The organism is Propionicimonas sp. (assembly GCF_047606205.1).
Classification (GTDB): domain Bacteria; phylum Actinomycetota; class Actinomycetes; order Propionibacteriales; family Propionibacteriaceae; genus Propionicimonas.
Genome location: NZ_JASGES010000013.1, coordinates 1 through 13,329, shown reverse-complemented (window position 1 = coordinate 13,329; position 13,329 = coordinate 1). Strand labels below are relative to the sequence as shown.

Below are 13,329 nucleotides of genomic sequence, written 5' to 3'. Positions count from 1 at the left end.
CGGACGCCGTGCCCGGAGCGATGACCCTGCGTCCGCCTCCCGACCGGTCAGAATCCCAGCCGGGATGGCCGACTGAGATTCTGACCAGCCTGCGGGGAGGCCGACGACAGGGGCTACTTCGAGTAGAGCTCGACGATCAGCTGCTCGGTGACGTCGACGGTGATCTGCTCGCGGACGGGCAGCTGGTGCACCAGGATCCGGCCCTTGTTGGGACGGACGGTGAGCCAGGCCGGCACGACCTTCTCGTTGTGGGTCTCGCGAGCCACCACGAACGGGTACAGGTTCATCGACTTCGCCTTGATGTCGATCACGTCGTAGGCGCTGACCCGGTAGCTCGGGACGTTGACCTTCTTGCCGTTGACCGTGAAGTGGCCGTGGACGACCAGCTGCCGGGCCTGGCGGCGAGTGGACGCCAGCCCCGACCGGTACACGACGTTGTCGAGGCGGGACTCGAGGATGATCAGCAGGTTGTCGCCGGTCTTGCCGGAGGTCCGGTTCGCCTCCTCGTAGTAGCGGCGGAACTGCTTCTCCAGCACGCCATAGGCGTAGCGGGCCTTCTGCTTCTCCTTGAGCTGCAGCAGGTACTCGCTCTCCTTGACCCGGCCGCGGCCGTGCATACCCGGCGGGTAGGGACGGTGCTCGAACGCCTTGTCATTGCCCACCAGGTCGGTGCCGAGCCGGCGGGACTTCTTCGTGATGGGGCCGGTGTAACGGGCCATGGTTCTCTCCTCTTCGGCTCAGGGACTAGACGCGACGGCGCTTCGGCGGACGGCAACCGTTGTGCGGGACCGGCGTGACGTCGGAGATCGGACCGATCTCCAGGCCGACGGCTCCGAGCGAACGGATCGCGGTCTCGCGGCCGGAGCCGGGACCCTTGACGAAGACATCCACCCGCTTCATGCCGTGCTCCATGGCGCGGCGACCCGCGGCCTCAGCGGCCATCTGGGCGGCGAACGGGGTGGACTTCCGGGAGCCCTTGAAGCCGACCGTGCCGGCAGAGGCCCATGAGATCACCGCACCGGTCGGGTCGGTGATCGAGATGATCGTGTTGTTGAACGTGCTCTTGATGTGCGCCTGGCCGGCGACGACGTTCTTCTTCTCCTTGCGGCGAACCTTGCCCTTCGCGGACTTGGCGCTCGCGGTACGGCCTGCAGTAGCCAATTCAGTTACTCCTGGATCCTTGTCCTAGGCCGCGGTTAGCGGGCCTTCTTCTTCCCGGCGACAGCCTTCTTCTTCCCCTTGCGGGTGCGGGCGTTCGTCTTGGTGCGCTGACCGCGGACGGGCAGGCCCATGCGATGACGACGGCCCTGGTAGGAGCCGATCTCGATCTTGCGACGGATGTCGGCGGCCACCGAACGACGGAGGTCACCCTCGGTCTCGTAGTTGGCCTCGATGTGGTCGCGCAGTGCGACCAGCTGATCGTCGGTGAGCTGGTGGACTCGGATGTCGCCACTGAGACCAGTGGCCGCCAGGGTCTCCTTGGCGCGGGTACGGCCGATGCCGTAGATGTAGGTGAGAGCGATCTCGAGGCGCTTCTCGCGCGGCAGATCGACCCCGATGAGGCGTGCCATGTGCACTGACCTTTCCGGTTGACGAGTCGGTTCCCCGACCCGCGAAGGTGTCTTGCGTGATGCGTCCCCTCACCATCTCCGGTGTGGGCCCCGGCCTCCGTCCGGGGGTGGATCACCGAGGAGCACGTCCCGGTGTTGCGATCACGTTGTGTGGGTTTATTCAGTTGTGGTCGACTCCGGGGAGCCGGGTGTTTCCGCGTCCCGCACTGCGGCGGACGGGCCGAGCGAACTCAGCCCTGGCGCTGCTTGTGGCGCGGGTTGTCGCAGATCACCATCACGCGACCGTGCCGGCGGATCACCTTGCACTTGTCGCAGATCCTCTTGACGCTCGGCTGAACCTTCATCGAGCAACTTTCTGACTCATCGCCGGGCGCACGGAGAACCGGGGTCCGGACTGGTGGTGGATTCTTGCGGTCTGATCACCGGTGCCGGAAGACGATGCGGCCACGGCTCAGGTCATAGGGGGACAGCTCGACGACCACTCGGTCGGCCGGGATGATGCGGATGTAGTGCTGCCGCATCTTGCCGCTGATGGTCGCCAGCACCTTGTGCCCGTTGGCCAGTTCCACGCGGAACATGGCGTTGGGCAGGGCTTCGACGACGGTTCCCTCGAGTTCGAGGGCGCCTTCCTTCTTCGCCATTACTCCCAATCGTTGAGGTTGTGTGGACGCACGCCTGCGCAGGCACAGGTCATGCAAGGGTCAAGACTACGGCACAGGGGGTGACGCCCCCAAATCGGCGCGGAATGCGCAGCCGCCCGCGACGGTTGTGGGCGGGTATGCACGCAGTCGTCTTCTCCCGCTACGGCGGGCCCGAGGTGTTGCACCTCAGCGATCTCCCCGCACCGTCCGCCCGCCCCGGACGGATCCGCATCCGGGTCCGCGCCGCGGGCGTGAACCCCTACGACTACAAGGTGCGCTCCGGGATGATGGCCGCGGGCGCGACGGCTCCGGACGCACCGGTGGTGCCGGGGCTGGAGGCCGCCGGCGTGGTCGACGAGCTGGGCGAGGGCGTCAGCGGCGTCTGCGTCGGGGACGAGGTGTTCGGGCTGGCTGTCGGCGCCTACGCGGAGGAGGCGGTGCTGCGGGCGTGGGCCCCGAAGCCCGCCGGCCTCGACTGGGCGCAGGCCGCGGCGCTCGGCGTCGCAGGCGAGACCGCGACCCGGGTGCTCGAGGCTCTCGCGCTCCCGCGCGGAGCGACCCTGCTCGTGCACGGTGCTGCCGGCGGCGTCGGCCAGGCCGTCGTCCAGCTCGGGCGCCTCGCCGGTCTGCGCGTGGTCGGAACGGCGAGCGAGCGCAACCACGACCTGCTCCGCCGGCTGGGCGCCGAGCCGGTCGGCTACGGGGACGGTCTGCCCGCCAGGGTGACCGCGCTGGCGCCGGACGGGGTGGACGGGGTCGCCGACACGGCGGGCAGCCAGCTCGACGACCTGATCGCCGTGACCGGTTCGCCTGAGGGTGTCGTGACCATCGCCAACTACTCGGCCGCGGAGCGCGGCGTCCGGTTCACCGGTGGCGGTGGGGACGCGTCCGCGGCGCTGGCGAGGGTCGGCGAGCTCGCCGCCGGCGGGCTGTTCGCCGTGCGGGTCGCGGCCACCTTCGAGCTGGCCGATGCGGCCCTGGCCCACCGGCTCAGCGAGTCGCGCACGGCGGGCGGGAAGATCGTCCTGACCGTGAAGTGAGCCCTCCCGGCCCGCGCTCGCCCGCGCGGCGTAGACTATTCCGTCGCGCACCTTGAGAAGGGCACCACCTTGGATTCAGCCGCGTCACCCCCGACCGCCCTGGAGCGGGAGCTGGCTATCGAGCAGGCACACGTCGACCTCGTCTACGCCCACCTGGAGCAGGCCACCCGATCGGCCCGGCGGGTCGCGTCCCAGGGCCAGGACCTGTACCGCTCAGACCGGGAGACCTGGGTCAGGGAGGAGGACGGGACCGCACTGTTCGAGCGGGACGCGTTCGCCTTCCAGGCGGCCCGGCGGCTCGCGATCCTGGATGCGGAGCACGAGGGCCTGGTGTTCGGACGGCTCGACCACACCGACGGCGAGATCCGCTACATCGGCAGGATCGGCGTGCGGGACGCGGACTACGAGCCGCTCGTGATCGACTGGAGGGCCCGCGCGGCCGAGCCGTTCTACCGGGCCACGGCCAGCGATCCGATGGACGTGGTGCGCCGCCGCGTGCTGCGCTGCCGCAACGACATCGTGGTCGGTATCGAGGACGACCTGCTCGACGGCGAGCACGGCCGCGACGACCTGGTGATCATCGGCGAGGGTGCACTGATGGCTGCGCTCAAGCGGGCCCGCGGCCCGCACATGCGCGACATCGTCGCCACCATCCAGGCCGAACAGGACGAGGCGATCCGCGCCGACTACTCGGGCGTCACCGTGATCTCCGGAGGGCCGGGCACCGGCAAGACGGTCGTGGCGCTGCACCGCGCCGCGTACCTGCTGTACTCCAACCGCCGGCGGTTCGAGCGTGGCGGGATCCTCGTCGTGGGCCCGTCCGGGCTGTTCATGGACTACATCGAGCGGGTGCTGCCGTCTCTCGGCGAGGACTCGGTGACGCTGCGCCCGATCGGTGGCGTCGCCGTCGACACGCTGGGCTTCGCTGCGTCCCGGATCGACGCGGCGGAGGCCGCGACGATCAAGGGCAGCCTGCGCATGGTGCCCCTGTTGAAGCGGCTGGTGAACCTCCCGCTGCTGGACGCCGGAGCCGAACAGCCGCCGCTGCGCGTGACCGTCAAGGGGGAGGTCCTCACCCTCGACGCGACCGAGCTGGGCAGGATCCGCCGCGACGTGCTCACCCGGACGCGGGCGAACGCGGGCCGCCCTGCCGCGGAGGCCGCCGTCATGGACGCGCTCTACGAGCAGCTGCCCGAGGAGCTCGAACTGGACAAGGACGTGATGGTCGAGCTCGTCGGCGACTCCGCCGCGTACCGGATGTTCCTGCAGGCCTGGTGGCCCGATCTCACCCCGACCGACGTGCTTCGCCGGCTGGCGTCGGCACCGGTGGTGGCGCGGGTCGGTGCGGGAATCCTCGACCCCGCCGAACAGGCCGCGCTGGTCGCGTCCTTCGCGTTCGAGGAGTGGTCGGTGGCCGACACCGCCCTGCTGGACGAGCTGGTCGCGATGCTCGGCCCCGTCGAGGACGAGGAGGAGGCGGACGAGCCGATCCTGTTCCTTCCCGACGGCACGGAGATCACCGAGGTGGTCACGACCGCCGACCGGCTCCGTGACGTCCGCGAGGCCGACCCGGCCGGCGACCCGCACGACACGTTCGCTCACCTGCTGGTGGACGAGGCGCAGGACATCAGCCCGCTGCAGTGGCGGATGTTGCGCAGGCGGGGCTCCCAGGCGAGCTGGACCATCGTCGGAGACCCCGCGCAGAGCAGCTGGCCGGACCTGGCCGAATCCCAGCAGGCGATGGCGGAGCTGATCGGCTCCGCGCCGAACCGCCGGTTCCGGCTGTCCACGAACTACCGCAGCCCCGCCGAGGTGTTCGAGCTGGCCGCGCAGGTGGTGCGGGCCGCGTACCCCGACGCCGATCTGCCCGCCGCGGTGCGCTCGACCGGCGTGGACCCGGAACTGCTGGTGGCGTCGGAGGGCGGCGTGCTGTCGGCGCTGGACGCGAAGCTCACCGAACTCGCCGGCCTCGTCCAGGGCACCATCGGCGTGATCGCCGCCCCGTCGCGGCTCCCGTCGCTGGCGCTCGCCGACCTGGCCGCCGTCCGCGCCGGCGAGGGACGGATCTCGCTGGTCAGCCCGCTCAACGCCAAGGGCCTCGAGTACGACGCCGTCGTTGTCGTCGGTCCCGACGAGGTGGCCGCGGAGTCGCCCGGCGGCGTCCGTGTCCTGTACGTGGCGCTGACCCGTCCGACCCAGCGCCTGGTCACGATCGACATCGGCGAGGCTCCCGGCGCCTGGCGCTCGGTCCTCTCCTGACCCCACCGCCGACCCGACCCCACCACCGACCCGACCCCACACAACCGACCCCGCCACCCCACCGGGCACGCTGCGTCCCGCGCACACCGGGGACTGTCCCCTTTCCCGTTCAGGGGACGGTTCCTTTCCCGTTCAGGGGACGGTTCCTTTCGCGTTCGCGGAACTGCCCCCTCACCGTTCACGGACGGCTCCTGAACGGGAATGGGGGACAGACCTGCGAACGGGAAAGGAACCGTCCCCTCGATCCGGTCGCCTCGATCCGTGGCCGGTCGAAGCGAGAGCGAGCCTGCTCAGCGGGCGCGGTCCGCGTCCTGGTGCGGGACGATCTGTCGCAGGGTCGCCAGGATCTCGGCGGTCGCCCTGGACCGGTTCTGTGTGAAGAAGTGCAGGCCCGGCGCTCCCCCGGCCAGCAGCCGGTCGCACAGCTCGGTGGCGAGTTCCAGCCCCACCGCGCGAACGGACGCGGGGTCATCCGCCACGGCCCGCAACCGCGACACCACGGACGGGGGAAGATCGGCCCCCGACAAGGTGGCGAACCGCTCGATCTGGTTGACGTTCGTCACCGGCATGATGCCGGCGATGACCGGAAGGCTGCTGCCGAGCCGGTCGAGCCGCTCGACGAGGCGGAAGTAGGCGTCGGCGTCGAAGAAGAGCTGTGTGATCGCGAACTCCGCACCGGCATCTTCCTTCTCGACCAGGACGCGGGCGTCCCGCTCGACGTCGAGGTGTTCGGGATGCCCGTCGGGGAACGCGCCCACGCCGACGCAGAAATCGCCGCTCGCCTTCACCAGCCGGACCAGTTCCGCGGCATGGTCGAGGCCGTCGGGATGACGCTGCCAGGCGGCCGTCGGTCCGCCGGGCGGGTCCCCCCGCACGGCGAGGACATGTGTGATGCCCGCGGCCGCGTAGGCGGCGATCGCGCCCTCCAGCTCCCCCACCGACTGGCTGACGCAAGTGAGGTGGCCCATCGTGATCGCGCTGGTGCCACCGCGGATCAGCCGGGTCGCGTCGATCGTGCGGGCCCGCGTCGAGCCGTTGGCACCGTAGGTCACCGAGACGAAGTCCGGACGCAGCGCCTCGAGGGCCCCGATCGCGTCCAGCAGTTGTGCCTGGCCGGCGTCGTCCTTCGGCGGGAAGAACTCGAACGACATCGTCGGCTGCCCCCGGGTTGCGAGCAGGTCGGCGATGGTCCGTCCGGTCGTGGGCATGCGGGCAAGGGTAGGCCAGCGTCCGCAGATTCCGCGGTCTAGGCTCAGACCGTGGTCAACCTCGACGCCGCCGACCCGATCTCCGCCGACCTGCGCGACGCGGTCGGTGCCGAACTCGCCGCCTTCCTCTCCGACCGCGGGGACGCGCTGGGCGACCTCGGCGCCGAGACCGGGGACCTGGTCGAACTCGCCAGGGCGTTCACGACGGGCGGCAAGCGTCTCCGCCCCGCGTTCTGCTGCTGGGGCTACCTGGCTGCGACCGGCGGGACCGAGGTACCCGACCATGTCGTGCGCGCGGCGGCCAGCCTCGACCTCCTCCACGTCAGCGCTCTCGTGCACGACGACGTGATGGACGGCTCCGACACCCGGCGCGGGCTTCCCTCCGCCCACGTGCAGCTGGCAGCACGGCATGCCGCGTCCGGACGCAGGGGCGACCCGGACGCCTTCGGCAGGGCCGGGGCGATCCTGCTCGGCGACCTGCTCCTGATGTGGTCGGTGGAGCTCTTCAACTCCTGCGGGGCCCCGGGCGACGCGCTGGCGGCCGCGCAGCCGTTGATGTCCGCGGTGCGGGCGGAGGTGACCGGCGGCCAGTACCTCGACATCACCGCGCAGACCCGCGACCCCATGGACGCCCGGCGCGACCCCGCCTCCGTCCTGGCCCAGGTGCGCAGGGTGGTGGAGTACAAGACCGCCCGGTACACGGTGGTGCGGCCGCTTCAGGTGGGGGCCGCGCTGGGCGGCGCCGGACGCGACCTGCTGGACGGCCTGGCCGGCTACGGCTCGCCGCTCGGTCGCGCGTTCCAGTACCGCGACGACGTGCTCGGCGTCTTCGGGGACGAGGCGCTCACCGGCAAGCCGGCCGGCGACGACCTGCGCGAGGGGAAGCTCACCGTCCTGATCGCCACCACGATGGCGAAGGCGTCGGAGGAGGCGGCGACCCGGCTCGACAGCCTGCTCGGCCGCCGGCTCGACAGCCGGGACCTCGCCGAGGCACGCTCCGTCATCGTCGACTCGGGAGCTCTCGCCACCACCGAGGCGGAGATCGCCACCGCCGTCGCCGAGGCCTCCGCCGCGCTGGCCGAGGCACCCCTCACCGGCCCCGCCCGGACGGGGCTGGCCGAACTCGCCCTCGTGGCCTCGCAGCGCACGGCCTGAACATCGAGGGCGACGCCGGGACGAGCCGGCCGGCGTGCCTACTGCAGCTTGAAGACCTGGAGGGTCAGGTTGGCCATCGCGGGATCGGAGTTCCAGGCGTGGCGCAGGCGGTCCTTCAGCGAGATGGCCGCCGCCTCCGGGTTCCCGGCTGCCGTGACCGCGCGGGAGACCGCGATCCGCCTGGCTCCGGCGGAGAGCACCTTGTCGAGGGTGCCGGCCGTGATCCCGCCCACGGCGAACCACGGCTTGGCCGACGCGTCGCTCGGCGGGGCCACGGTCGCCGCGTAGCGCACCAGGTCGAGTCCGGAGTCGGGGGTGAGCCCACCGAACACGGGCCCGACCGTGAGGTAGTTCACGTCGGGGTCGGCCAGCGCGGCATCGACCTGCTCACGGGAGTGACAGGACCGTCCGACCAGCGCCCACTCGTGGAGGTACCCGCGAGCCTTCGCCGCGGTGTACCCCCGCTCTGGCAGGTGCAGCAGGTCGGCCTGGAACTCACTCGCCAACGGCCCCGACTCGTACACGCTGACCAGCCCCTGGTAGCGCTGGGCGGCCTTGCGCATCACCGTCAGCGCGGCCAGCAGCGCCTTGTCGTCGGCGCTCGGGTCGCGCAGCTGCATGATGTCCACGCCGCCGGCGAAGCTGGCGTCCGCGAACTCGGCGAGGTCGCCCTCGTCCTCGCGCGCGCCACTGATCAGCAGCAGCCGGGCGAGTCCGAGCCGGGTGGCCAGTCCGAGAAGGGCGGTCATGGGCCCAGCCTACGACGGCGCGTTGTGAGCAACGAAGTTGCTGGACACTCCTACAATCGCGTCTAGGTCTGGACGGCCTACTTCCCCGACTTGTCCGGAGCCCCTAGTGACGACCATGAGTGACACCGACCCCCTGCTGGGGCACGTCCTCGACGGCCGGTACGAGATCCTCCGCAGGCTCGCCCGTGGCGGCATGGCGACGGTGTATCTCGCCACCGACCGCCGTTTGACGCGCACCGTCGCGGTGAAGGTCATGCACGACAACCTCGGCAACGACCAGGACTTCGTCACGCGCTTCGACCGGGAGGCCCGCGCCGCGGCGCGCCTGTCCCACCCGAACGTGGTGTCGGTGTTCGACCAGGGCATGGACCTCGGGCGTCCCTACATGGTGATGGAGTACGTCGAGGGCTCGACCCTGCGGCAGCTGATCGCGCGCGAGGCGCCGATGGAGCCCCAGCGCGTCCTCGACCTGCTGATCCCTGTCACCGCTGCCGTCGCCGCCGCCCACGAGGCCGGCATCATCCACCGCGACCTCAAGCCGGAGAACGTCCTGATCTCGACCCGCGGCCAGATCAAGGTGGCCGACTTCGGGCTGGCCCGCGCCGTCACCGCGAACACCGCGACCGCGCAGGGGATGCTGATCGGGACGGTGTCGTACATCGCGCCCGAGCTGGTCACCCACGGCCACGCCGACACCCGCTGCGACGTGTACGCGCTGGGCATCCTCGCCTTCGAGATGCTCACCGGCAAGAAACCCCACACCGGCGAGACTCCGATCCAGGTCGCCTGGAGCCACGTCCACAACGAGATCACCGCGCCCTCGGCGAGCGCTCCCGCCCCGTGGCGCGACACCCGTTCCGGCGTCCCGCCGTACCTGGACGCGCTGGTCATGGCGGCGGCCGCCCGCCAGCCGACCGACCGCCCCGCGGACGCCAAGGTCCTGCTCGACCACCTGCGCCAGGCGAGGGACGCGATCGAGCGCGGCGTGGCCGACGATCCGCTGCTGAGCTCCTGGATGCGCGAGACCGGCCTCGACCCGAGCACCCAGCTCACCGAGCAGGTGCCGTCCGTGGTCGCGCTCTCCGGGCAGGAGGTGCAGAGAACCGCCACCCTCCGGTTCACGCCGTCCACCCCGATGAGCCCCAGCCATCCCGGCGCGGCCGACGGGATGCCCTACTACGACAGCCTCCCGCTGCCGGTGCCCAGCCCCTCGGCGGTGCCGCTGCAGCAACGCCGGGCGAAGAAGCACCGCCGGGGCGTGGTGACGCTGCTCGTGCTGCTGCTGGTGACCGCCCTGGCCGGCGTCGGGGCCTGGTACCTGCTGGCCGGGCGGTTCACGATCACGCCGGACTTCTCGGGGCTCAGCCAGACCAGGGCGGCCGCGCTGGCGGCGAAGGAGGGGGTCCTCCTCGCCCCGGTCCAGGAGTTCAGCGAGACCGTCCCCGTCGGCCAGGTGATCCGCACCGATCCGGTCGCCGGCCAGCGCGTGCTGCGGGGCGGGACGGTGACCGCCTACCTGTCCAAGGGGCAGGAGCGCTACGCCGTCCCCTCCTTGAAGGGGCGCGATCGCGACGACGCCGTCCAGGCGCTGGAGGACGCGCACCTGGCGGTCGGTGAGACCAAGGACGTCTACGACGAGAGCCTCGCCATCGGCCTGGTGGTGTCCCAGTCGATCGAGACCGGGACGCTGGTCAAGCCGGGGGCGGAGGTCGGTCTGTCCTTCTCCAAGGGACCCGCGCCGATCAAGGTGAAGAGCTTCCGGAACAGGCCGTTCGAAGAAGCCGAGACGTACTACACCAAGGCGGGGCTGGTCGTGCAGCGGGCGGCCGAGGACAAGTACAGCTCGACGGTGGACGCCGGCAACGTCATCTCGTCCGACCCCAAGGCCGGCGCGAGCGTCGAGAAGGGCGGCACGATCACTTTCACGGTCTCCAAGGGGCCGGAGATGATCCCCGTTCCCGGTGTCGGGGGACTCACCCCCGCCCAGGCCAAGCAGAAACTCGAGGATGCCGGCTTCACAGTGACCCTGCGGAAGACCTTCTTCGGCTCCCGCGTCTGGGGCACCGACCCCGGTGAGGGCGTGCCGGCGGCCAAGGGCTCCACCGTCACCCTGATCCTGGTCTGACCCCGCTCCCCTCATTCGGGCTGCCCGGAGCCGTGCCGTCCTTCTCGTTCAGGCCAGGACTCCCGAAGCGGACCGAATGTCCGGTTGGTTCAGGACGGGGTCCAGGGCCGAATGGGGACGGTTCCTTACTCGGTCCATCCGTTCAGGTGGACCGAGTAAGGAACCGTCCCCCATTCGGTCCGGTTGGTTCAGGACGGGGTCCAGGGCCCCTTGCCTCGGAGGTCGACCAGGGTGGTCGGGGTCATGTCGGTGACCCGTCCGAAGACCAGCGACCAGCCGCGCTCGTTCAGCAGGCCGTCGTGGATCGGGAAGCCGACCGGGGCCTTCACGCCGCGGGCGAAGTCGACGGTCTCCTTCATCGCCGCCCACGGCCCGTAGGCAGGCACGGCCAGCACGTCGATGCCGGGCGGGAGGGTGGCGAGACTGTCGCCGGGGTGGAACAGGGTCGGCTCGCCGGGAGCCGACACCACCAGCCCCACATTGCCGATCCGCGGGATGTCGCGGTGGATCACCGCGTGCAGCCCGCCGACGGCGTCCACCCGCACCCTGCCCAGCTCGACGGAGGTGTCGGCGGCCATCGGCTCGGCGCGCTCCAGTGGCACGGCGTCGATCACTCCCGGCTCGACCAGGACGCGCGCGCCGGGATTGGCCGCGACCAGCGCGGGCGCGTGCTCGGGATCGACGTGGTCGGGATGCAGGTGGGTGACCAGGATCAGATCGAGGTCGGTGAGCCCGTGCCAGGCGTCGGACATGTTGCCCGGGTCGAGCAGGATCCGCGTCCCCTCCACCTCCACGAGCACCGCGGAGTGCCCCAGGTGGGTGATCTGCATGTCAGTCCTCCTTCAGCCGGTCGATCACGAAGTCCATCGCCATGGTGTACCCGAACACCCCGAAACCAGCCATCACGCCGACGGCGACGTCGGACAGGTAGGAGTGCTGCCGGAACGCCTCACGGGCATGCACGTTGGAGATGTGCACCTCACAGAACGGCAGCGCCACCGCGGCGAACGCGTCCCTGATCGCGATGGACGTGTGCGTGAACGCCCCAGGGTTGATGATCACGAAGCGGGTGCCGTCCATCGACGCCGCGTGCAGCCGGTCGACGATCGCCCCCTCGTGGTTGCTCTGGAAGGTGTCCACATCCAACCCGGCCGCCGCACCCTGCGCGACGAGCCCGGCCTCGATCACGGCCAGCGTCGTCGCGCCGTAGATGTCGGGCTCGCGGGTGCCGAGCGTGTTCAGGTTGGGTCCATTGATGACCAGCACGTCCATGGGCCTACTCTCCCACGACCGAGGCCACCCTTCACCGGACGCTAGCGGGTGCGCGCCGAAGCGGCAGGGGTTCAGGCGAGGGCCACCCGCTGGATGCCCCCCGTTCAACCGGCGCGCCTACGCTCGGCGCGACCGGACGGAAGGAGCAGGCTTGCCGAGAGAAGTGCTGCTGGTCGCCGCCTACGACTCCCAGCTGAAGTGGGCGATGGGGATCGCCGCGGAGTTCAGCGCTCGGGGCTGGCACTGTTCCGTGGTCACCCCCAGCGACATCCGTAGTTCGTTGTCCGACGATCAGGTGGTCGCGGCCGGCAGCGCGGGAGTCCGGCGCGTCCCGTGGGCCGACCTGCTGCGGTCCGCACGCACCGTGGACTGCGTGGTCCTCGCCGTCCAGGGGACCCTCGTGGCACGGTTCACCGACGAGCTCGAGCTGCTCCGCCGCGCGGAGCCGTCCGGCCACGAGCCGGTCGTGGTGACCGGGTGGGTGGGCATCATCATCGAGAAGCTCGTCGCGGGGTACCTCGACCGGGCCGGCTCGGACGTCATCGCGGTCAACTCCGCCGACAACCTGAGAGAGTTCACCCGGGCCGGCCGCCACTTGGGCGTGCCGTCGGACAACCTGCTGCTGAGCGGCCTGCCGCTGCTCCCCGCACAGCCGGCCGCGCTGCGGACGGGGCCCATCGGCACCCTCGTGTTCGCCGACCAGCCGACCGTCCCCGGCTCGCGGTGGGACCGCGCCTACGTCTACCACCGGCTGCTCGACCACGCCCGCACCCATCCCGACCAGCGGGTGCTGCTGAAGCCGAGGCACCGCCCGGGCGAGGGCACCTTCCATGTCATGCACGACCATCCGGAGACGATCGTGCCGAAGCTCGGCAGGACGCCGGCCAACTTCGAGATCACCTACGACACGATCACCTCGCTGCTGCCGCGCACCGACCTGCTGGTGACCGTTTCCTCGACCGCAGGGCTGGAGGCCGTCGGCGCGGGCGTGCGGACAGTGTTCGTCTCCGACCTCGGCGTCCACGAGAAGCACGGCAACCAGGTGCTGGTGCCCTCCGGCCTGCTCGCGACCTTCGACGACATCGCTGCCGGCCGGATCCCGGTCGCCTCGGCGGACTGGCTCACGGACGTGTTCGTCGGCGGCGGCATCGCCCCGGTGGCCCGGATCGCCGACCGTGTCGAGGAACTCCTCCGGCTCCCCGCCGACCAGCGCCCGGGGCGCCGGGTGGCGGCCGGCGCCTACCTGAGCGGCCGCGTGGCCGTGCGCAGCAGCCGGGCGCTGATGCCGGAGCTCGCCCGCGATCCCGCC

The 13,329-nt window shown here is 71.0% G+C and carries 14 protein-coding genes and 1 pseudogene; 6 read left to right on the top strand and 9 right to left on the bottom strand.

Annotated features, from left to right (window positions below):
- Positions 1 to 113: 113 nt before the first annotated feature.
- From rpsD to infA, 5 genes are all read right to left on the bottom strand, one after another.
- Positions 114 to 719 carry a 30S ribosomal protein S4 gene (gene rpsD, locus QM633_RS00845; protein WP_415151821.1) on the bottom strand — a complete coding sequence of 202 codons (606 nt, stop codon included), beginning with the start codon at positions 717 to 719 and terminating at the stop codon, positions 114 to 116.
- Positions 720 to 744: 25 nt separating this feature from the next.
- The gene (rpsK, locus tag QM633_RS00840) at positions 745 to 1,161 is read right to left on the bottom strand and encodes a 30S ribosomal protein S11 (protein ID WP_415151820.1); all 417 of its coding nucleotides are present in this window, start codon (positions 1,159 to 1,161) and stop codon (positions 745 to 747) included.
- A gap of 35 nt (positions 1,162 to 1,196) precedes the next feature.
- Positions 1,197 to 1,571 (bottom strand): 30S ribosomal protein S13, encoded by a 375-nt coding sequence (rpsM, locus tag QM633_RS00835; RefSeq protein ID WP_415151819.1) that lies wholly within the window; start codon positions 1,569 to 1,571, stop codon positions 1,197 to 1,199.
- 230 nt (positions 1,572 to 1,801) lie between these two features.
- Positions 1,802 to 1,915, bottom strand: coding sequence for a 50S ribosomal protein L36 (gene rpmJ, locus QM633_RS00830; RefSeq protein ID WP_020490683.1), 114 nt, complete (start codon positions 1,913 to 1,915; stop codon positions 1,802 to 1,804).
- Between the two features lie 75 nt (positions 1,916 to 1,990).
- Entirely contained in the window at positions 1,991 to 2,212 is a 222-nt protein-coding gene (infA, locus tag QM633_RS00825) for a translation initiation factor IF-1 (protein WP_083851572.1), read from the bottom strand.
- A gap of 137 nt (positions 2,213 to 2,349) precedes the next feature.
- Here infA and QM633_RS00820 point away from each other — a divergent pair, with 137 nt between their 5' ends.
- Complete coding sequence (locus QM633_RS00820; RefSeq protein ID WP_415151818.1) at positions 2,350 to 3,252, top strand: NADP-dependent oxidoreductase; 903 nt, start codon at positions 2,350 to 2,352, stop codon at positions 3,250 to 3,252.
- Positions 3,253 to 3,321: 69 nt separating this feature from the next.
- Complete coding sequence (locus tag QM633_RS00815) at positions 3,322 to 5,511, top strand: HelD family protein (RefSeq protein WP_415151817.1); 2,190 nt, start codon at positions 3,322 to 3,324, stop codon at positions 5,509 to 5,511.
- Between the two features lie 290 nt (positions 5,512 to 5,801).
- On the opposite strand, the gene QM633_RS00810 is transcribed toward QM633_RS00815, so the two are convergent.
- The gene (locus tag QM633_RS00810) at positions 5,802 to 6,719 is read right to left on the bottom strand and encodes a methylenetetrahydrofolate reductase (protein ID WP_415151816.1); all 918 of its coding nucleotides are present in this window, start codon (positions 6,717 to 6,719) and stop codon (positions 5,802 to 5,804) included.
- 51 nt (positions 6,720 to 6,770) lie between these two features.
- Here QM633_RS00810 and QM633_RS00805 point away from each other — a divergent pair, with 51 nt between their 5' ends.
- Complete coding sequence (locus QM633_RS00805) at positions 6,771 to 7,874, top strand: polyprenyl synthetase family protein (protein ID WP_415151815.1); 1,104 nt, start codon at positions 6,771 to 6,773, stop codon at positions 7,872 to 7,874.
- 38 nt (positions 7,875 to 7,912) lie between these two features.
- On the opposite strand, the gene QM633_RS00800 is transcribed toward QM633_RS00805, so the two are convergent.
- Positions 7,913 to 8,623: a thiamine phosphate synthase gene (locus QM633_RS00800; protein ID WP_415151814.1), complete on the bottom strand. Its 711-nt coding sequence runs from the start codon at positions 8,621 to 8,623 to the stop codon at positions 7,913 to 7,915.
- Between the two features lie 115 nt (positions 8,624 to 8,738).
- Here QM633_RS00800 and pknB point away from each other — a divergent pair.
- Both pknB and QM633_RS00790 read left to right on the top strand, forming a co-directional pair.
- Positions 8,739 to 10,547 (top strand): annotated as a pseudogene (gene pknB / locus QM633_RS00795) (Stk1 family PASTA domain-containing Ser/Thr kinase); the annotation flags it as partial.
- Positions 10,548 to 10,568: 21 nt separating this feature from the next.
- On the top strand, positions 10,569 to 10,748 hold the full coding sequence (locus QM633_RS00790) for a PASTA domain-containing protein (protein WP_415151839.1): 180 nt from the start codon (positions 10,569 to 10,571) through the stop codon (positions 10,746 to 10,748).
- 188 nt (positions 10,749 to 10,936) lie between these two features.
- Here QM633_RS00790 and QM633_RS00785 read toward each other — a convergent pair whose 3' ends face one another.
- Together QM633_RS00785 and aroQ are read right to left on the bottom strand one after the other, a co-directional pair.
- A complete protein-coding gene (locus tag QM633_RS00785) occupies positions 10,937 to 11,578 on the bottom strand; it encodes an MBL fold metallo-hydrolase (protein ID WP_415151813.1) in 642 nt (213 codons plus the stop codon).
- 1 nt (position 11,579) lies between these two features.
- On the bottom strand, positions 11,580 to 12,020 hold the full coding sequence (gene aroQ / locus QM633_RS00780; RefSeq protein WP_415151812.1) for a type II 3-dehydroquinate dehydratase: 441 nt from the start codon (positions 12,018 to 12,020) through the stop codon (positions 11,580 to 11,582).
- 151 nt (positions 12,021 to 12,171) lie between these two features.
- Between aroQ and QM633_RS00775 the strand changes: the two genes are divergently transcribed.
- The coding region (locus QM633_RS00775; protein WP_415151811.1) for a DUF6716 putative glycosyltransferase at positions 12,172 to 13,329 on the top strand (1,158 nt) is incomplete at its 3' end.